This window comes from Rhodanobacter sp. K2T2 (genome assembly GCF_013408815.1).
GTDB lineage: Bacteria > Pseudomonadota > Gammaproteobacteria > Xanthomonadales > Rhodanobacteraceae > Rhodanobacter.
The window spans coordinates 275,153-292,695 of record NZ_JACCCA010000001.1; the positions used below are offsets into that span (position 1 = coordinate 275,153).

The following is a 17,543-nucleotide window of genomic DNA, read 5'->3' on the forward strand; positions in this document are numbered from 1 at the left end:
ATAAGGTCTGCGCGCGTCGCTTGCAAGTACAAGGCTTATTTCGCACCGGCAGCGTGCCGCTACAATCCACCGACCTCATCATTGTCTCCCCCATGCTTACTTCGCTTTATGTTCGTCATTTTGCGGTAGTCGAAGGCGCCGAGATCGCCTTCGGCCCAGGCCTGACCGTGGTCAGCGGCGAGACCGGTGCGGGCAAATCGCTGCTGGTCGATGCGCTGATGCTGCTGGCCGGCGCCCGCGCCGACAGCGGCATGGTACGCGCTGGCAGCGATCGGGCCGACCTGACTGCCGAGTTCGATCTGAGCGATCTGCCCGAAGCGCGCGAGTGGCTGCGGCGCGAGGAGCTGGACGAAGACGGTCAATGCCAGCTGCGCCGCGTGATCCGCGTCGAGGGCAGCTCGAAGGCCTGGATCAACGGACGCCCGGCCAATGCGCGCCAGCTCGGCGAACTGGCCTCGCTGCTGGTGGAAATCCACGGCCAGCACGAACATCAGGCGCTGCTGTCGCGCTCCCATCAAATGGCGTTGCTGGACGCTTACGCCGGCCACGATGCGCTGCTGACCAAGGTGCGCGACAGCGCGCTGCAGTGGCGCGAGCTCGGCGCCCGCGTGCGCAAACTCAGCGGCGGCGACGATCGCGACCGGCGCATCGAGCTGCTGAGTCATGAACTGGGCGAGCTGGAAAAATGGGCGCTTGCGCCAGCCGAGCTCGCCGAACTGGAATCCAGCCACAAGCGGCTGGCCAACGCCGGGCGTCTGGCCGAAGGCGCCTCGGGCGTGGTCGAACTGCTCGACGGCGACGGCGAGTTCGCCCTGCGACGCGCACTCGGTCGCGCCCATGCCGAGCTCGGCAAGCTCACCGCGATCGACGACCGGCTGGCACCGCTGCTGGAGCTGCTCGACAACGCCGAGATCCAGCTGGGCGAGGCGGTCGACGGTCTGAGCCGCTATGCGCAGGATGTCGATCTCGACCCTGAGCGCTTCGAGGAAGTCGACACGCATCTGGCACGCCTACACGAATTGTCACGACGCCATCGGCTACCCGTCGTCGAGCTGCACGAGAAGCTCGACGCCGTGCGCATCGAGCTGGCCGAACTCGAAGGCGCGGGCGAAGCGCTCGAAAAGCTGGCCGCGCAGCGCGAGCGCCTGCAGAAGGATTACGACGTCGCTGCTGCTGACCTCAGCAAAGCACGCACCGCGGCCGCCGCCAGACTCGCCACCGAGGTAAGCGCCCTGATGAGCGAGCTCGGCATGGCCGGCGGCGTCCTGCGCATCGAGCTCGAATCGATCGATGGCGATGAACCCGATCCCCAAGGCAAGGAACGCTGCGAACTGCTGGTCAGCGCCAACCCCGGCCAACCACCGCGACCGCTGCGCAAGGTAGCCTCCGGCGGCGAACTGGCGCGCATCAGCCTGGCCATCGAAGTGGCGACGCTGGGCAAGGACACGGTCGGCAGCATGGTCTTCGACGAGGTCGATACCGGCATCGGTGGCGCCGTCGCCGAGGTGGTCGGCCAGAAGCTGCGTGCGCTGGGTTCTCAGCGGCAGGTGCTGTGCGTCACCCATCTACCGCAGGTCGCGGCCCAGGGCCACGCGCATCTCAGAGTGAGCAAGCAGACCGACGGCGACGCGACCCGCACGCACATCGAGACGCTCGATGCCGCCGGTCGACGCGATGAACTGGCGCGCATGTTGGGCGGCGTGGAGATCACCCGCGAAACGCGCGCGCACGCGAAGCAGATGCTGGAACGAGCGCAGAGCGGCTGACGCCCTTGTCAGTCGTCGCAGGTCGGTCAACCAATCGAACCTCAAGTATTGAGCGGCAGCAGCCCGCGATCCGTAGCCATGCGGTAAAGGTCGAGCTCCGAACCCGCGCCCAGTTTTCCCATGAGGCTGGCGCGGTGGATGTAAACGGTTTTCTGGCCGATACCCAGTTCCGCCGCCACCTGTTTCGGCGTCAGGCCGCCGGCCAGCAGCAGAAACACTTCGCGCTCGCGCGCCGTCAGTCGGCTGATCGGATCAAGCCCGGCGTTTGAACGGCCGGCGCGGCGCTCTTGCAGATCGGAGCTTAGAAAGGTCTCGCCATTCATCACCGCGCGTAGCCCGGCGACCAGTTCCTCCGGCGCCACGCCCTTGGTGACATAACCGCTGGCACCGCGACGAAGCGCTTCGGACACATACGGATCGCCGTCGTGCATGCTGAGTACCACGATGCGCGTTTCGCTGGAAACGCTCAGCAGATGCTCGATCAATGGCAGCCCACTGCCGTCGGGCAGGGATAGATCCAGCGCCACCAGATGGGGCCGCCACCGGCTGACTGCCTCCACCGCGTCATCGGCATTGCGGCACTCGGCCACCACGTCCAGATCGGGCTCGAGCTCGATCAGCCGTTTGAATCCCTCACGAACGATAGCGTGGTCATCGACCAGGACAATGGTATGCATCGCATTACTTTACACAGTGCATGGCGACTTAGGCAGATGCAGTGACCGTGATCGCCGATGGCAGGCTTGTCCGCCGAGCGCCGGACGTCGCATGTACCATCCGCGCATGCGCCTGAAATCACTCCACCTGCCGGATTCCGGCCCGCTGCTGGCTATCGGCTATGTCTTGCTGTGGCTACTGCTGTGGCTGACCGTGCAGCCATACTGGATGCTGCCATACGGTCTACGGTTCGGCGCGCTGCTGCTTACGCCACTGCGCCACTGGGGCTGGCTGCTGGGAGCGGAGCTTGCGGTCACCGCCGGCATCGCCATGGCACACGGCATGCCGCTGGGCTGGAACGGATTCCTGATTACCGAGCTGCCGGAGCCGCTGGTGATGGCATTGGCGCTATGGCTGCTGCGGCGCTTCAACCTGCATGCCAGTTTGAACAGCCCACAGGAGGTGACCCGGCTGCTGCTGTCGGTCGTGTTCGTCGTCGCGGCAACCACCGCTGTCGACGCGGCCCTGCTCGACCTGATCCATGAACCGGGCTCGCCCGAGCTGATCATCAGCATCCTCGGGGAGGAACTGCTCAGCCACTATCTGGGCATTCTGCTGATCGTGCCACTGATGATTCTGCTGCTGCGCACGCGCTTCGACCATCGCTCGCTGGCCAGCCTGGCGATGGACGGGCTGCTGGTGATGTTCCCCTCGATGATGATACTGCTGGTGCTGTCCGAGCAGGCCGCGCCGCAGCCGCAATTCGCCCGCGTGCTGTCGCTGGCGCCGGTGCTGTTTTTCGCCTTTCGCCACGGCTGGCGCGGAGCCAGCATGGCGATGATCATTTCGAGTTTCGGCATGAATCTGGTCGAACAGCATCTCGGGCATGCGCCGTCCACCGCGGCGGCCTATCTGTTTCTGGCGGTGGCCGGCACCGGCGCAATCATGCTCGGTTCGGCGACCGACGCCCTGCGCCGCAGCAGCGCGCGGGTGGCCGAGCAGAACGTCTATCTGGGCGCGGTGAATCGACGATTGGATCAGCTGGCACAGCAGCTGCGCAGCGCCGCACGCGGCAATCTGCAGGCCGATGAAAACCAGCGCCGCTATCTTGCGGCCGAGCTGCACGACGAGCTGGGGCAGAACATCACCGCGATCCAGACCCATGTGAAGCTGGCACAGAGCCGCCTGCGTGACGCCGGCATGCAGGACATCAGCGCCTCGATCAATACCATCCTGGGACACATGCGCCGCGCGCTGCATCGGTTGCTTGACGATCTGCGCCCCGCCGTACTGGACGAGTTCGGGCTGATTCGCGCGCTGGACGAGGGTCCGATCCGCGATCTATTGCAGGCGGCCAATATTGCCTATTTCACCGAACTCCACGGCGATCCGCGCCTTCTGGATGACGACACGCGAACGGCGATCTATCGACTGACCCAGGAAAGCGCGACCAATACCGTCAAACATGCGCAGGCCAGCGAGTTCAGGGTGCGCCTGCGTATCGGCGAACGCCAGGGCATGGTGCTTGCGTTGCTCGATTTGCGTGACAACGGCACCGGACTGCCCAATCGCATGCCCCGCGGCGGCCGCGGTCTGCAAGGCATGCGCGATCGGGTGACTTCACTCGGCGGCCAGTTTCGGCTACGTGCGGATCACGCCGGCGTGCACTTGCGCATTTTGTTGCGAAGCAACAATAACTTGCCCGATCTCACTCGGCTGGAGTAAGAATTTTTCTTATACCTGGAACGTAAAGACTTCGTTACGATCAGGTCATCGATGTGGGGGAGCCACCATTGCAAGATGGTGGATCAGGGTCACCGTGGGGACGGTGGTTCTGAAAAACGGCAGGATGCTGTTTCGCCGCTATCCGGCGACGAGCCTCGGCAAACGGCACGCAATGCCCTCGCCGGTCGTGAGTCAGGATAGTGGAGCAGCCGTGAGTGGACAGGAGTCCTCTTCACGGCTTTTTTATGCGCGCTATTTGCCCGGCAGAAGCCCCGGCTTCGCTCAACCTTTCCTGGGACGGTTCTTCGGACGCACGTAAATCACCAGGCTGTGATCCTCGATCACGTAGCCATGCTTGTCGGCAATCTCGCGCTGCAGCCGCTCGATTTCCTCGCTGACGAACTCGATCACGGTTCCGCTGTCTACGTCGATCATGTGATCGTGATGCTTGCCGCGATCCAGCTCGTAGACAGCCTGACCACCCTCGAAGTTGTGTTTGACGATGATGCCGGCCGCTTCGAACTGGGTCAGCACCCGGTAAACGGTGGCGAGGCCAATGTCTTCCTGGTGGGCGAGCAGTTTCTTGTAGACGTCTTCGGCGGTGAGGTGCTGCACGCCCTCCTCGTCGAAAATTTGCAGAATTCGCATCCGCGGATGGGTGACCTTGAGGCCGACCCGACGCAGTTCTCTGGTTTCCTGTTCCATAACCGACCCTATCGCACGCGGCGCCATCGAGCCCGTAGTGTATCATCCGACACCTTTACGATCTGGACGCAAGACGCATGCAAAAGCTGATCACCCTGCTGGTTTTCGCCGTGCTGGCGCTCTCGATGGCCGGCTGCCACCTCGTCTATACCCCGGACGTGCAGCAAGGCAATCTGCTCGATAAGGACATGGTCGGTCAGCTGAAGCCCGGCATGACCAAGCGTCAGGTTCTGGTACTGATGGGCACGCCATCGGTCAGCACGCCCTTCGACAGCAGCCGCTGGGACTACGTGTCGACGCAGCAGCATCGCGGCGGCCCGATCAAGCTGCGCACCTTTACGCTGACCTTCAACAACGACACGCTGGTACGGACCCAGGGCGACTTTTTCGCGCAGGATGCGCAGCAGCTCGTGAAGGACAGCAAGAAGTATCACGCCAGCTATCCCGTCAACGAAACCAAGGGCGACAAGAACACGTCAGCCGACGACAAGAAAGACGACGGCACCTTCGGTTCTGGCACGGATACCGGCAACGGCACACAGCCCTCGCCCACCAGCGGCGGCAACGACGGTCACTGATGGCGAGATTCGCGCGCCCGGATCAGCGGGCGCGCTTTCGGCGCGCCTCCATCGGATCGAGCACGAGCGGCCGGTAGATTTCTATCCGGTCGCCTTGTTCTACGACGTGATCAGAGGGCACACGCTTGGAAAAAATTCCCAGCCGGTCGCCCTGCATGACTCCGGCAGGCATGGCGTCGGCGATACCGGACGCTTCGATCGCTTCAAGCGCGGTGCAGCCTTCAGCCACGTCGACACGTCGCAGATGATGGCGATCGGCGCCGGCATAAACGACTTCCACGGTGATGACGCGCTCAACCATAAACCCGCTCGGCCTCGCGGCAAAAATCGTCGACCATCCGGTTGGCCAGTCCCTGAAATCCCAGTTTGATGGCGCCACCGCCAAGTCGGCCCGCGTAATCGAAATCCAGCGCGAAACTGATCTTGCAGCCCACGTCGCCGAGGGCAATGAACTCCCATAACCCGTCCAGGCTGCGAAACGGACCGTCGACCAGACTCATGTGCAGGCGCGCCGGCGGATTTACCGTATTGCGCGTGGTGAAGCTCTGGCGAAACCCGGCAAACTTGAGATCGAGTCTGGCCACCAGCACATCATTACCGCGCTCCAGAACTTCGGCACCCGCACACCAAGCGAACCGCTTTGGGTATGCTTCGACGTCATTGACCAGGTCGAACATCTGCGCCGGCGAGTAATTCACCAGGGCGCTGCGGCGAATTTCGATCATGGCAGCCTCTTCATATCACGCAGGATTCGACCCGACATGCGGTCGATCCGGCATCAGGGCAACTAAGCCCGAGTTTAACGGACATGGCTAAAGCAAAGGACAAAGACAACAAGGGCGGCGGCACTATCGCGCTCAACAAACGCTCGCGTTTCGAATATCACATCGATCAACGCTACGAAGCGGGTATCGCCCTGCAGGGCTGGGAGCTGAAAGCGCTACGAGCCGGCCGCATCAACTTCGGCGAGAGCTACGCTGTCGCCAAGAATGCCGAAGTCTTTCTTGTCGGCGCGTCGATCCCGCCGCTGATCAGTGCCTCCACCCACGTGATTGCCGAAGACCGGCGCACGCGCAAGCTGCTGCTCCATCGCAAGGAAATCGATCAGCTGGTCGGCGCCGTCGAGCGCAAGGGCTACACCCTGGTCCCTACCGCCATGTACTGGAAGGGCAACAAGGTCAAGGTCGAAATCGGCCTGGCACGCGGCAAGCAGGAACACGACAAGCGCGACACCGAAAAGCAGCGCGACTGGCAGATCGAAAAGCAGCGCACCATGCGCTCGCACAATCGCGGCGCCTGATCGAAAAACTCCCAGCCGATGTTGGGCCGCGCCTACGCCCAACTCGTCAGGCTGACCGGCAAAGGCTCCGGACGGTTTCGCTCATCAAGGGCGCAAGTTATCACCGGCGGTCAGCGCCCTGGCTCGCTCGCACCCGACGATAGGTCGCCGGCGGAAGCCCCGACCACTTTGAAAACGACTTGCTGAAGGTTGTGCGATCGGCAAAACCCAGCTTCAGCGCGATCGTATCGATGTCCAAATCATGATCGGCCAGCATATTTTTGGCCGCTTGAAACCGGGCCTGCGCCTGGATGGCGGCAAACGAGCTGCCGGTTTTCTTCAGCCTGCGCTGCAGTGTGCGCGTCTCGATACCCAGTCGCTTCGACGCTTGGCCGACCGTCATCGCGGGCGAGTGCCGCAGCAAGCCGGAAAGCGCTTTTTCGAGACCATCCACCTCCTGCAGCTGCTTCAGCCGCTGCTCCAGCAACAGTCGCATCTTGGCGTGCAGCGCCGGCGAGCTGCCGGGTATCGGGTGATCGAGCAACCCCAGCGGATGGCTGGCTCCGTCAAAGCTGCCGCCGAAGCGAGGAAGCGAGCCAAACTGCTTTTCATAGGCAGCCAGGTTCGTCATCGGCCGATGTCGGAACGTGATGTCGGGACAGGAATGCTGGCCCAACAGCTGGTTCAGCACGCGATTCAGAACGACAAGCACGGTCTCGGTCAGGCCCGGCGAGCTGACAAGAGCGCCTGAAGCGTCATGAAGCTCGAAATAGATCGTGAAGCGATCGCCGGCGATGTCATACCTCGCCGTCATGCTCGGGTGGACGAAATGCGGCAGAAAATCCAGCAGCCACAGCGCCTCCCTCAACGAGCTGCAGGTGGCCAGAAAGGTCTGTACTTCCGGCGTGTGCTCGAAGGCGTAATGTTCGCCGAGGGCAAAGGGAAAGTAGGCCCGGGTGGAGCGTCGCACGCCGAAATCCATCATGGTGGTTATCAGGTGCACATCGCCCGGGTCGCCGTCGTCCTGCATGTCCGACACCCGGATGCCGACGTCCGACAGCACCGACTCGATATCGAAGCCGCAAAGCGCTGCGACTCGCGCGAGAAGAGAAACGTCGCGAAAGGAAATGGAACGCCCCCCGTGGCCGTCGCCTTTCTCAACGGAATCGCCATTGTCCGCCGTCATCGGCCGCTACGCCTCGCATGAGTCTCTGGGCGACGACTTTAACGCAGCTGTCGCCAAAAGACATATTTTGGCGTCACGCGGCATAGCCTACCCGTAGGCGACCGCCTAGCCTAGCCACAATGAAATAGCAGAGGAATACCTCATGCCTGCCGCTATCAGCTACAGCGAAACCATCGTTCCCCGCGAAAATCTAGACTTCGGCCTGGATGCGAGCATTCCCAAATATTGGTATCGCGGCGATGCCTACAAATCGCGCTACGTAGATGCCGTACAGCTCAGTTTCCCCGACGGGGAGCGCTACTTCATCACCTGCGTACGGGCATTTCGCGATCAGATCACGGACCCCGAGCTGCAAGTCGCCGTCCGCGATTTTACGCGCCAGGAGGGTCAGCACGGCATGGCCCACACGCGCTACAACCAGTTGCTTGAAGCGCAGGGCCTGCCGGTCGAGGCGTTGCTGGATCAGATCAAGGCCTTGATCGCCCGGCGCATGCGCATCTACTCGCCGAAGTTCAATCTGGCGCTGACGGCAGCAGCCGAGCACTTCACCGCGATGCTGGCCGAGGCGTTTTTCGCCAAGGTGTCGACTACCGAAGGAATGAATCCACGCATGCGTGCCATGCTGGCCTGGCATGCCATCGAGGAAATGGAGCACAAGTCGGTAGCCTTCGATGTCATGCGCAAGATCGCCAAAGTGGGCTACTGGAAGCGCGTTGCCGCGATGGTGGTGTTCACCAAAGACATCCTGGGTATCTCGTATTCCATCACCAATCGCATGCTCAAGGCCGATGGCTATTCCGGGCCGGAGCGGCTGTGGCTGCACATCAAGAATCTTCTGTGGATTCATGGCCCCAGAAAAGGCGTCTTCGGATCGTTGACTCCCAAACTGCTGGCCTACTTCAAGCCCGGCTTTCATCCCAACGATCAACCGGTGATCCATAACTACCGCAGCTGGGTGGATACCTACGAGCGCACCGGCAGCCCGGCTCTTGCCTGCGATGCGCTGCTCGCGGCGGCACATCGTTGAAGGAGCTGCACCTAGGGCCGCTTGAAAGAGACCAGAGGGCAGAGACGCTCTCGCGATTTCCAGCCCGGATTGCAGCAAGCTCTTAAGCCGACAATACGCGCACAAAAAAGGCCGGAACCTTTGCTTTCGCTAGGGTTGCCGGCCTTCGTTGTACAGCGTCGCGCACTAAATTGGGGTGGCGTCTATTGAACGATCGCCCGAAAACCTTATCAAGCAATGGTTTCTCGGCTTTACCATTCCAACATGCCCCCAAATATGCCCCCACAGCTTGACGGTTGTAACTTACACAACTGCCTTTTAACTCGGGATTTATATTGGCGAACGGAAGCAAATCAACCTATGCCAGCGCTTGATTGTCTGATGGTTGGAAAGACTGAACGACGCTAAAGCGACTGTCCATACTATCTTGAGAACATGACTTCCGACACATATCTATAGAAAGTGCTTGTATATACATAGCCAGTGGTGCATGTTGCCGCTATACGAAAACGTATATACAATCATCGGCCGGGTAATGGAAACCAGAAGCGAAGATGATCAACTTTCACCAAGATGTCATCGTGAAGCTGCGCGACAAGCATCAGGTATCGCAGAAGGAAGTGCTGGAATGTTTCGCGAACGGCGAGGCTGCATATTTCGTGGACACTTCGGAAGAGCACCAGACCGATCCTCCAACACACTGGTTTATGGCCCCGACAAACCATAACCGCATGCTGAAAGTGTGTTTTGTGCGCCGGAATGGCGACTTACAGATAAAAACCGCTTTCGAACCAAAGAACGACAAACATCTTGAACTATACCGCCGGCTTGCGAACCTTCCGTCATGCTGGCCTTTGGAGGAGTAATACATATGGGCAACAAAATCCCTGGATCAGATGCGAACTGGGAAGAAGGTGTGCTCGGACTCAATGAGAGCACCGCTGAACGTGCTGATGCAGAAGAAACTGCTGCAATTGAGCGCGCAACCGGGACAAACATGCAGCCGATCTCGATGAGGCTGCCGCAGGATTTGATCAACGTACTGAAAGAAATCGCAAAGTACCGAGGAATCGGTTATCAGCCGATGGTTCGTGATCTGCTGCAGCGTTGGGCGGTTGGTGAGATTAAGACCATCCTCAATGAGCGATTGATCGAGGCTCAGAAGCGTGAAGAAGAGGTTGAGAAGCTGCCATCTTTGGCAGGAGATCTGCGAAAGTCCGCATAGCCCTCACCGATTTGCGTTGAAAAGCCCGCTTCGGCGGGTTTTTTTGTCTGCTTTGGTCGTAAGCATTTTCCTACCAGCAATATGGCTTCTGGCGGACGGTGAAAGCGAACGCATCCCTTGAGACTGCATCCGCCTACCCTGCGGCCATGCCCCGACAGCCAAAACGCGCCAAATCCCTTTGCTTCGGACCTGCTGGCCGACTGGTCGGCCGTTGACGCGCCGCTTAGATGCTGATGACGTCGCCCCTACTGGGGTAGCGCGCACAAGATGTGTCAGCGCCCGATGTGAGCGATACTCCATGGAGTGAAAGGAACAGGCGGGAGGAGCCATGTACCTACTAGGCACGGTGTTGCTAGTTTTATGGGGAATGTATGTCTATCCGGGCGATATCTCAAATATCCCGTTTGCGCAGCTCACCATGGCAAAGCTAGTCGATGCAATCCTTTCTGGGGCACTCTTCGTGGGTGCGGTCTATCTGGGTTTCGAGTCATTGTCCAAAGACAAGATATGGCCGTGGCGGTGGACGTGGCTGTACGTAGCAAGCCTTCTGGCGCGGACTGTTGCTTGCTGCTTTCTCATCGGCACGTTCTATTTCATCGTCTTGGTACGCTTCAAACTCGATGGGGGCCCGTTGATCGTTTCACTCATTGTGCTGGCAATCCTTTTGCTGTCCACAATGCTTAACGCTGAACTGGATTTTGAGAAGAAGCGTACGCCAGGGGCGAATCTTGAAACGTCCTAACCGTCGCTAGATCTCAAACTATCCCCTAGTGCATTAAAGTCATTCGCGCGCACGCACGCGGGCGAAGAGATGGGAAACTCGCTCAGTGGCAGACCGCCTGCTTTGAACGCCTTGGAAGATTCCCCGCAACCTTGGCTTTCCCCTCGGCAGTACGTGGTCCCGTTGAATAACCACCATGCCATTTGCAGCGGCGCTTGCCGGGAACGCTGGGTGCCTCGCAGGGTTTGCCATCACAGCGACGGCGTCCCCCACAGGGGACTCGCATATGCGCGGCCAGCTTCCGATGCTTTGCCAAATAGTCGACAGCCCACTTAGGCAAGCCGGCTAACTCGATCGCGCCCGCGTGGAGAATGCTGTTAACAGGTTTGGATGCCATAGAACCTCCAGAGTTATTCGGGATCGCGCGTACTACTGGCGAAAGTCATTCACGCTCGCGCGCATTGGTCATCCGATCCAAAGTTATTCATGCGCGCGCTTTGTAACTAAACATTCGCGAGAGAGACATTAATGGCTTGGATTGCTAATCGCATTTTGCTGAACAGGAATCGTGCCGAGATAGGATGACAAGGCGTTGGTTACCGCTGGAGTCTGCTGCTGTGGCATGAGCGCGTTATAAAATGTCCGGCTTCGCATTGCCTGGGACGCCATACGAGCGCCTCCAAGCGTTGCGGCTACGGTAGGAATGCCTACGGTAGGCACACCCGCAGCGAGGGCTGCCAAACCCTTCACTGCATCTGTTGCATTACTACGCAGCGCTGTACCCGAATCAGGAATGGCCTGCTTCAGGAAGTGCTGACCAATCATCGCCAAGTCGCCAAGATCACCTCGTCTTCCCGTGGCCATGGCGTTCTTGCCAGCTCCCGAGCTGGTGACAGCGCCCATAAGCCGACCCGGAGGGATATTCCCGTCCGTGGCGCTAGCGACAATCGGTGTCAGCTGTTTGATGTTTTGCCATGTACCGCGAAGGTCTTGCAGTTGTGCGGCATCTGATGGGCTCATGCCTCGCTGCATAATGTCGCGCAACGCATCCTGAAATTGCCCGGCGTAGTGGCCAGTCTGTCCATCTGCGGCCGAAGCCCTACCTAGTGCGGAATCAATCGATTGAAAAGCCGCGCCAGGGATATTTCCTAGCTTGCTCTGCACATTGGCGAGTTGATCAATTGCACCGCCAAGCATCGTACCTGCATCAGGCCCACCATAAATATGAGCTTCATTTGCAAGCGATGAAAGGTTGCTCCAATCGTTCGGAGACATGCTCAGACTGTTTCTGTTCCAGAGTGCATTGAAACCGTTAGATGCCTGACTCTTAGCCGCGTCGAATACATCCGGTGTGATCGCTTTCGCACCTGGTAAACCAATTGTCTTTGCAATGGCGTTGTTGAACTGGCCTTGCTGCTTTGCTGCAAAGGAACGCGCGCCACTAAATGGGAACTGCGAGGTTACCGAATCAGCAACTTTCATCGGCACGGACTGCGAAAGCTGGGGAGCCGTGATGTCGATACCCAAATCATTGGCGCGCTGAGCTAGTGCCTGCCGGACAGCGGGAATATCACCAGCCAAATACCTTGTAACCGCCCCCGTTCCTGCACTCAGTCCATTCGGTGCCATGCCACCGGCTATACCCGCGCCCAATTGCCACAGTGGATTGGCGCCTGCTTCCTTGGCTGTATCTGATGCTGTAACACCTGAAGCAGCTGAGACAGCTTGTGTACCTGGATTGGCCGCTAGTGTGTTGCCTATTGCTGCTACTGCTGGATTGGCAGATGCGCCTAAAACACCGCCTAAGCCGATACCGCTGGCGACGCCACCAAGCGCCGATGAAAGATCACTAGCTAGCCTCTCCTCGCCATTCTGTGGCTGAACGTTGGGGACACCGGCAGCGTTAAGAGCCATGTCAGTGGCTTGCGACGTGTTGCCAAGCCGATATTTTGGATCAACACCAAGTCCGCTTTCCGCTGCGTTGACGGTCGCCACAATAGGGTCGTTGAACAATCCGACCACGCCCATCGCGCCATGGGCTAAGCCTCGACCGGCAAGTGTGAAGGATCGAGCCAACTGATCACCGATAGAAGGAGATTCCGTAGGTGAATTTGATGCCGATGATGGATTGCTTTGTGCTGTTGTCACAGGCACGGAAACCGTCTGCGGATGACCATCAAACTGATCAAATGGATTAGCCGGCGCTGTGGTGTTTTGTGCTGTTGGCGCTGGCGAAATAACGACGTCATTCGCGCCCCAAGCTGGAGCCGCGATTGCCGTAGACGATGAGGCTCCTGTCGCCTTAGGCGATGAAGAAGCTGGCGCCGGAGTAATTACCGCATCATTCGCTCCCCACGCCTGGCTTGGTGAAGCAGGCGGAAACCCATCGAATTGGTCAAATATGTTGGTCATGTCGGCTCCAAATTCAAATTAAGTGTGTTCTCAGATGGCTCAACTATCAAACCACCGAGAGATCGTTTATTGCACTTTTCTAGCTAGTTCGCGCAGGTAAAAAACAAGCAGTGAATGCGTCAGCGGATTACCTTCATCGTCTTGTTTTCCATCACATAGCGCGGCCTGTTCTGCAGCCGTGTCTAACTCTTCGATTGGCAGTTCATCCACCAAGGTGCGCGGTATTCCTAGGCTTGACGCAATGGTGCGCAGTCGAGCGCGGATCGCGTGCAATGCAAGTACGCCGGCCTTGTGGTCGTTTAAGGCCTGCCGTAACTCAGGTGTAAGACTGCCTGCAGGTGCTTCAACATGCAGACGGTCGCCTCTTGCTTGCAAACGAATGCCGGCCGCTTTGCACTCGCGAATCAGAGCGATGACGCTCATATATCCAAGACCTCAAGGGTTGCGTTTGAGCGCTCAACGTTCCTTTCTGCCGAAGGGGTGTTTTTATCCGCTACCACGCTACTTTGGCTCTGCAATGCGGTTCGTGGGGCATTCGTTGGCGCTACCTGTGCTGGTGCGGTAGCGGATGCAAATGTCTCGCAAACCGCGCTGCTATGCGGTTGTAGCGGAGTAGCGGATAAAACGGGGGTGCCAGGGGAAAGATAACGATGGATCGCATCTCGGAAGTCGTTCAAGTCATAACCCTTGGGAACCGATCCGTTGGACATCTTTAAATTCTTCGACTTGATACCGAACTCGCCCAGACGTGCTGATAGCTGCCGAGGCGATATTGGACGGCCGCGATTCCACGTCGACCAAGGCAGTTCATCGTCTTTGGTCAGTTCCTCAATCACAATCGCGGTAGCAAGCCGAGTGGTCATGCGACGATCAAATACGGCGGTTACGTCACGTAGCAATTCCGCACCGATGCTTGGCGTCTCTTCTTCCACGCCGTGAAGCGCAAGGGCTGCCGCCCGAGCCTTGCCTGGCCATTCCCCTGCGCATATATCCGCAATCGCTAGGAGCGGCTCCCAGCAGTCTTGGGCGCGGTCATTGAGGCCATGAGCGAAGAGTGGGCGGGCGCAGCTGATACAGTCGCGGTTGTCATCTGCCCATCGGGCCATACGTGACTGCAGGCTCATCCAGATTTGGCGATCTGACAGACGGATATTGTGGACGCTCTCACCGGGTACTTTGCGACGCATGCGTAAAGGTATAGACCGATCCTCAATGGTGTCGGCCAGTTTGCCGATGCCACACACCACCTTTGCACCCCAAGTACGAAACGCGGTCGGTGTGTGTTCGTCGCCGGCCGTGCGAAGAACGAAGGCGGTTTCTCGATACAGGCCCGAGTTGATCAGCCCGCGTGCCTCTTCGTTATCCCGTAAGAAGGTGTCAGCCTCATCGATCAGCAAAGTAGGCTGCCACAGCTCCATGCTCCGAAAGAGTGCAGCCGGCGAAATATTGCTGACCGGCAATGGACGATAGGCCAGTCGGGAAAGCGCAGTGAGTAAGACCGTCTTACCGCATCGCTTTTCGGGTGCCGTGATGTGGGCCAGCGGCGACACCGTAAGCGCGTCCATGCACCAGGTATGCATAGACCACAAGGCCGCGGCGGTTATCGTTGGGCCGTCCGCAATGACGTGTTCGTGCAACGTCTTGCAGATATCAGCAAGCAACGCCGAACCATCGACAGGTTCGAACCAAGGGTCAACATCGCTAAACACTTTGTCGGTTGTTGATTCGCGTACCGGTGCCGTCAGTCGGTCGAGTTCACCGACGCTGACCTTTGCGGCTTTTGCCTCGGCACGTATGCGTGCGTAACTGGCCGCATCTGTCTGTCGAACTTCCATGATGGCCAGAAGTACCGATGGTTCGAACAGCGCCCCGGCATCGTTCGGCATTTTGGCCAAAGCTTCGCCAATCAGATCAGGCTTAGAGGCTGCCGCGTCCACTGCAGGGCCTGCCAATGCAAGTACTTCCACTGCGCTGGCATCTGGGTGGATCGCCAGCCAATCCACCGCATCGCCTTTGTCGGGCAGTCCGAGTGTTTCCACATCGATGCGCTCGACCGAACAGCCCATAGCACGCAGCTGGGCTGTGACGTCATCGGCATAGGTGCTGCCTGCCTTGTCGTTGTCTGGCCATATGATGCAGCGGCGACCTTCCAGTGGCGACCAGTCGGCACCGGCTGCACTTGCTGCGCTGCCTGACGTTGTGACCGTCAGACCCAGTTTGTGCAGATGATCGGCGCACCATTCACCCTCAACGATGAGTACCGGCGCGGCAGCATTGGCTAGTAGCTCAGGCAAACGATATAGGAGCTTTCCATTAGCAGACGCAGGCGGTTCGCCGACGACGTACGTTGCGCCATTCCAGCGCATTGGCCTTGTCCATTTCTCGCCTGTTTCGGGGTGCTTACATCGAATGCGCCAGTAAGACGGCCTTCCATCTGCGTCGGCGTAGACGTGCAAAGCCTGGGGCTTATAGCCATCACGGACTGCGCCCGCAGCTAGCCGAGCTGCCGCCTCTTTGGGGTGCTCGACCTTCAACAAGGCATTCATGCGGCACCGCTCAGAAGCTCGCGCACCGCCGCTTTAAACTCCAGACCACGAAGGCGGGAATGGAAGCCAAGCAGATCACCACCACCGCAACCTGCGAAGCAACGCCAGCCGCCGCGATCACCGGTGATGCAGACGCTTAGACTCTTGTTGTGGTCGTCGTGGAAGGGACAGACACCTTGCGCCCATCCGGTTCCGTTAGGCTTGCCAAGTTTTGCAACATGCTGACCGTAATACGTCGCCGCGTCAGGCAGACGATCACGCCAGTTGGCAGGAATATGCGAAGTCGTCCTGATCATGTCGCGGCTCCGCTAATCAGCGAATACATGGCTACGCGACTATGAGGACGGCCCTGGTCATCATGGATGTCGATTAACCGGGTAACAATGTTGTGCCCACGCTCACGCAGCTCCCGTACCCTCATAGCCGGATGCATCACATTGAGATCGCGCCGTGCGTCGATTGTCGTAATCGACTGGTGGCGCAGCGTCGCCAGCAGCCGATGGCGCTGTCCAGCAGTGCTGGTATCGGTGATATGATCCGAAACAGAATTGTTCTGATTGCGATCTCGGAGCCCTGCCTTGCCCGCGGGGCTTCGTCGTATCTGGGGGGCGCTCATGTGGACGCCTGCTCGATTAGCGCTCGGATGCTTTCAACCTTCCAAGCGGTTATCCGAGCACCAAGTGCGCGGGTCGGTTGTGGATAGCGCCCGCTGCGAACACCAGCCCACCATGTGGATTTGCTTACTGGGATGATGGCCGGGATAGCCGGCGCGGTCTTGGTGGCTGCTTTTCCAACTATTTCTGCAAGTCGAAGAAAGCCAGTATCGGGGAGTGTTGAACGTTCTTGCATCGCGCCGTCCCTCGTTAGCCGTTATTGGCCGGACGGTTACGGACGTTATGCGCCGTCCTGAGTGGGATATAGGACAGAACGTCAAGTTTTTTTAGACGTTCTGTTCTTCCTTATCCTAGGTGTTGCGATTCGACTACTTTCTATTGCGTTATGCAATTCGACAATTCGCGCCTGTCGCTCTACCCCGCAAATCCTCATGTAAGTTTTGATGGCGCGTAACGGATCATGGTCTATTCCATATCCAGCGGCTTCATAACAGATGCCGCAAATTTGACGAAATACCCTACTTTCCGAGGTGCCAACTGAAGGTTTCAGCTTGCCAGGGTAAGGAGGCGGAACATTTGTCGGAGTTCCGTAGGCTGAAACGCCTGATCCGTGAGCGCGCCTCCATCCGTCTCGCAGAGCCCGATCAATATGCTCGATAGGCCTATGACTGGCAGTTCTGTGTCTTGTTGCACCTGAAGGCAGCAGGGCTAGTGACTCGCGCGCAGATTCCCCTAGCGCGTCTAGGCTTGGGCAAAGATGGTGAGAAGACGTTGGGCCATCGTCGTTTCCGCGCTTAGCCCAATAGGCAACTTCGATATACGAGTGGGCGGCGGAGTGAGCCACATCGCGCTGGGAAACTAAAGCACGTAAGCGTAGCGCGAGCTTTTCAGCCAGCTCACCAACTTCCCTCAATAATTCAGCAACATCATTTCTGGCCGCCGAATCTTTCAGCTCAGCTCTAGTCAGAGCCACAGCAAAACGTAGATTCTCTACCTGCTCGGGAATCACTCCCAGATCTTTCAATTGTGAGAGTTGCGCATCAGTGAAATTCGGAAGTGAGACAGACATGCGCGCACCTTCGGCGCCCTTCAATGGGCGCCGCGCCAGCCTGAGAAGGTGTCA

The 17,543-nt window shown here is 58.9% G+C and carries 19 protein-coding genes; 8 read left to right on the forward strand and 11 right to left on the reverse strand.

Translation table 11 applies throughout. The features are described from left to right. Positions 1-92 precede the first annotated feature (92 nt). On the forward strand, positions 93-1,766 hold the full coding sequence (gene recN / locus HDE78_RS01100) for a DNA repair protein RecN (RefSeq protein ID WP_179476678.1): 1,674 nt from the start codon (positions 93-95) through the stop codon (positions 1,764-1,766). A 41-nt stretch (positions 1,767-1,807) separates the two neighbouring features. Here recN and HDE78_RS01105 read toward each other — a convergent pair whose 3' ends face one another. Then, positions 1,808-2,443, reverse strand: a complete 636-nt coding sequence (locus HDE78_RS01105; RefSeq protein WP_179476679.1) for a response regulator transcription factor — start codon at positions 2,441-2,443, stop codon at positions 1,808-1,810. A gap of 106 nt (positions 2,444-2,549) precedes the next feature. Between HDE78_RS01105 and HDE78_RS01110 the strand changes: the two genes are divergently transcribed. Beyond that, positions 2,550-4,148 (forward strand): MASE1 domain-containing protein, encoded by a 1,599-nt coding sequence (locus tag HDE78_RS01110; RefSeq protein WP_179477096.1) that lies wholly within the window; start codon positions 2,550-2,552, stop codon positions 4,146-4,148. 282 nt (positions 4,149-4,430) lie between these two features. Here HDE78_RS01110 and fur read toward each other — a convergent pair whose 3' ends face one another. Next, positions 4,431-4,853, reverse strand: a complete 423-nt coding sequence (gene fur, locus HDE78_RS01115) for a ferric iron uptake transcriptional regulator (protein ID WP_179476680.1) — start codon at positions 4,851-4,853, stop codon at positions 4,431-4,433. Between the two features lie 77 nt (positions 4,854-4,930). Here fur and bamE point away from each other — a divergent pair, with 77 nt between their 5' ends. After that, a complete protein-coding gene (gene bamE, locus HDE78_RS01120) occupies positions 4,931-5,431 on the forward strand; it encodes an outer membrane protein assembly factor BamE (RefSeq protein WP_179476681.1) in 501 nt (166 codons plus the stop codon). 22 nt (positions 5,432-5,453) lie between these two features. On the opposite strand, the gene HDE78_RS01125 is transcribed toward bamE, so the two are convergent. After that, the gene (locus HDE78_RS01125; protein WP_179476682.1) at positions 5,454-5,732 is read right to left on the reverse strand and encodes an RnfH family protein; all 279 of its coding nucleotides are present in this window, start codon (positions 5,730-5,732) and stop codon (positions 5,454-5,456) included. Then, positions 5,725-6,156 (reverse strand): type II toxin-antitoxin system RatA family toxin, encoded by a 432-nt coding sequence (locus HDE78_RS01130; RefSeq protein ID WP_179476683.1) that lies wholly within the window; start codon positions 6,154-6,156, stop codon positions 5,725-5,727. Before HDE78_RS01130 ends, HDE78_RS01125 begins: the two co-directional genes overlap by 8 nt. A gap of 83 nt (positions 6,157-6,239) precedes the next feature. Between HDE78_RS01130 and smpB the strand changes: the two genes are divergently transcribed. Continuing rightward, positions 6,240-6,731: an SsrA-binding protein SmpB gene (gene smpB / locus HDE78_RS01135; RefSeq protein ID WP_179476684.1), complete on the forward strand. Its 492-nt coding sequence runs from the start codon at positions 6,240-6,242 to the stop codon at positions 6,729-6,731. A gap of 100 nt (positions 6,732-6,831) precedes the next feature. Here smpB and HDE78_RS01140 read toward each other — a convergent pair whose 3' ends face one another. Then, positions 6,832-7,896 carry an AraC family transcriptional regulator gene (locus tag HDE78_RS01140; RefSeq protein ID WP_179476685.1) on the reverse strand — a complete coding sequence of 355 codons (1,065 nt, stop codon included), beginning with the start codon at positions 7,894-7,896 and terminating at the stop codon, positions 6,832-6,834. A gap of 142 nt (positions 7,897-8,038) precedes the next feature. Between HDE78_RS01140 and HDE78_RS01145 the strand changes: the two genes are divergently transcribed. From HDE78_RS01145 to HDE78_RS01160, 4 genes are all read left to right on the forward strand, one after another. Beyond that, the gene (locus HDE78_RS01145) at positions 8,039-8,923 is read left to right on the forward strand and encodes a metal-dependent hydrolase (RefSeq protein ID WP_179476686.1); all 885 of its coding nucleotides are present in this window, start codon (positions 8,039-8,041) and stop codon (positions 8,921-8,923) included. Positions 8,924-9,456: 533 nt separating this feature from the next. Continuing rightward, positions 9,457-9,768 carry a DUF4258 domain-containing protein gene (locus tag HDE78_RS01150; RefSeq protein WP_179476687.1) on the forward strand — a complete coding sequence of 104 codons (312 nt, stop codon included), beginning with the start codon at positions 9,457-9,459 and terminating at the stop codon, positions 9,766-9,768. A 5-nt stretch (positions 9,769-9,773) separates the two neighbouring features. Next, entirely contained in the window at positions 9,774-10,127 is a 354-nt protein-coding gene (locus tag HDE78_RS01155; RefSeq protein WP_179476688.1) for a CopG family antitoxin, read from the forward strand. A 328-nt stretch (positions 10,128-10,455) separates the two neighbouring features. Continuing rightward, positions 10,456-10,869, forward strand: a complete 414-nt coding sequence (locus HDE78_RS01160) for a hypothetical protein (RefSeq protein WP_179476689.1) — start codon at positions 10,456-10,458, stop codon at positions 10,867-10,869. A 504-nt stretch (positions 10,870-11,373) separates the two neighbouring features. On the opposite strand, the gene HDE78_RS01165 is transcribed toward HDE78_RS01160, so the two are convergent. From HDE78_RS01165 to HDE78_RS01190, 6 genes are all read right to left on the reverse strand, one after another. Beyond that, positions 11,374-13,260 carry a hypothetical protein gene (locus HDE78_RS01165; protein WP_179476690.1) on the reverse strand — a complete coding sequence of 629 codons (1,887 nt, stop codon included), beginning with the start codon at positions 13,258-13,260 and terminating at the stop codon, positions 11,374-11,376. 66 nt (positions 13,261-13,326) lie between these two features. Then, entirely contained in the window at positions 13,327-13,683 is a 357-nt protein-coding gene (locus HDE78_RS01170; RefSeq protein ID WP_179476691.1) for a hypothetical protein, read from the reverse strand. After that, the gene (locus tag HDE78_RS01175) at positions 13,680-15,806 is read right to left on the reverse strand and encodes a DUF3631 domain-containing protein (RefSeq protein WP_255457539.1); all 2,127 of its coding nucleotides are present in this window, start codon (positions 15,804-15,806) and stop codon (positions 13,680-13,682) included. Before HDE78_RS01175 ends, HDE78_RS01170 begins: the two co-directional genes overlap by 4 nt. Continuing rightward, positions 15,803-16,102, reverse strand: a complete 300-nt coding sequence (locus HDE78_RS01180; protein ID WP_179476692.1) for a CHC2 zinc finger domain-containing protein — start codon at positions 16,100-16,102, stop codon at positions 15,803-15,805. The genes HDE78_RS01175 and HDE78_RS01180 overlap by 4 nt, the downstream gene beginning before the upstream one ends. Next, a complete protein-coding gene (locus HDE78_RS20920; RefSeq protein ID WP_179476693.1) occupies positions 16,099-16,422 on the reverse strand; it encodes a helix-turn-helix domain-containing protein in 324 nt (107 codons plus the stop codon). Before HDE78_RS20920 ends, HDE78_RS01180 begins: the two co-directional genes overlap by 4 nt. 314 nt (positions 16,423-16,736) lie before the next feature. Next, positions 16,737-17,489 (reverse strand): hypothetical protein, encoded by a 753-nt coding sequence (locus HDE78_RS01190; protein ID WP_179476694.1) that lies wholly within the window; start codon positions 17,487-17,489, stop codon positions 16,737-16,739. Positions 17,490-17,543: the final 54 nt, after the last annotated feature.

What these genes read in the sequence shown, in the direction of transcription:
- smpB (WP_179476684.1), top strand. Translation starts at nt 6,240, where the DNA reads ATGGCTAAAGCAAAGGACAAAGACAACAAGGGCGGCGGCACTATCGCG.
- HDE78_RS01160 (WP_179476689.1), top strand. Translation starts at nt 10,456, where the DNA reads ATGTACCTACTAGGCACGGTGTTGCTAGTTTTATGGGGAATGTATGTC.
- HDE78_RS01125 (WP_179476682.1), bottom strand. Translation starts at nt 5,732, where the DNA reads ATGGTTGAGCGCGTCATCACCGTGGAAGTCGTTTATGCCGGCGCCGAT.
- HDE78_RS01110 (WP_179477096.1), top strand. Translation starts at nt 2,550, where the DNA reads ATGCGCCTGAAATCACTCCACCTGCCGGATTCCGGCCCGCTGCTGGCT.
- HDE78_RS01175 (WP_255457539.1), bottom strand. Translation starts at nt 15,806, where the DNA reads ATGAATGCCTTGTTGAAGGTCGAGCACCCCAAAGAGGCGGCAGCTCGG.
- HDE78_RS01170 (WP_179476691.1), bottom strand. Translation starts at nt 13,683, where the DNA reads ATGAGCGTCATCGCTCTGATTCGCGAGTGCAAAGCGGCCGGCATTCGT.
- HDE78_RS01140 (WP_179476685.1), bottom strand. Translation starts at nt 7,896, where the DNA reads ATGACGGCGGACAATGGCGATTCCGTTGAGAAAGGCGACGGCCACGGG.
- recN (WP_179476678.1), top strand. Translation starts at nt 93, where the DNA reads ATGCTTACTTCGCTTTATGTTCGTCATTTTGCGGTAGTCGAAGGCGCC.
- bamE (WP_179476681.1), top strand. Translation starts at nt 4,931, where the DNA reads ATGCAAAAGCTGATCACCCTGCTGGTTTTCGCCGTGCTGGCGCTCTCG.
- HDE78_RS20920 (WP_179476693.1), bottom strand. Translation starts at nt 16,422, where the DNA reads ATGAGCGCCCCCCAGATACGACGAAGCCCCGCGGGCAAGGCAGGGCTC.
- HDE78_RS01150 (WP_179476687.1), top strand. Translation starts at nt 9,457, where the DNA reads ATGATCAACTTTCACCAAGATGTCATCGTGAAGCTGCGCGACAAGCAT.
- HDE78_RS01105 (WP_179476679.1), bottom strand. Translation starts at nt 2,443, where the DNA reads ATGCATACCATTGTCCTGGTCGATGACCACGCTATCGTTCGTGAGGGA.
- fur (WP_179476680.1), bottom strand. Translation starts at nt 4,853, where the DNA reads ATGGAACAGGAAACCAGAGAACTGCGTCGGGTCGGCCTCAAGGTCACC.
- HDE78_RS01130 (WP_179476683.1), bottom strand. Translation starts at nt 6,156, where the DNA reads ATGATCGAAATTCGCCGCAGCGCCCTGGTGAATTACTCGCCGGCGCAG.
- HDE78_RS01155 (WP_179476688.1), top strand. Translation starts at nt 9,774, where the DNA reads ATGGGCAACAAAATCCCTGGATCAGATGCGAACTGGGAAGAAGGTGTG.
- HDE78_RS01145 (WP_179476686.1), top strand. Translation starts at nt 8,039, where the DNA reads ATGCCTGCCGCTATCAGCTACAGCGAAACCATCGTTCCCCGCGAAAAT.
- HDE78_RS01165 (WP_179476690.1), bottom strand. Translation starts at nt 13,260, where the DNA reads ATGACCAACATATTTGACCAATTCGATGGGTTTCCGCCTGCTTCACCA.
- HDE78_RS01190 (WP_179476694.1), bottom strand. Translation starts at nt 17,489, where the DNA reads ATGTCTGTCTCACTTCCGAATTTCACTGATGCGCAACTCTCACAATTG.
- HDE78_RS01180 (WP_179476692.1), bottom strand. Translation starts at nt 16,102, where the DNA reads ATGATCAGGACGACTTCGCATATTCCTGCCAACTGGCGTGATCGTCTG.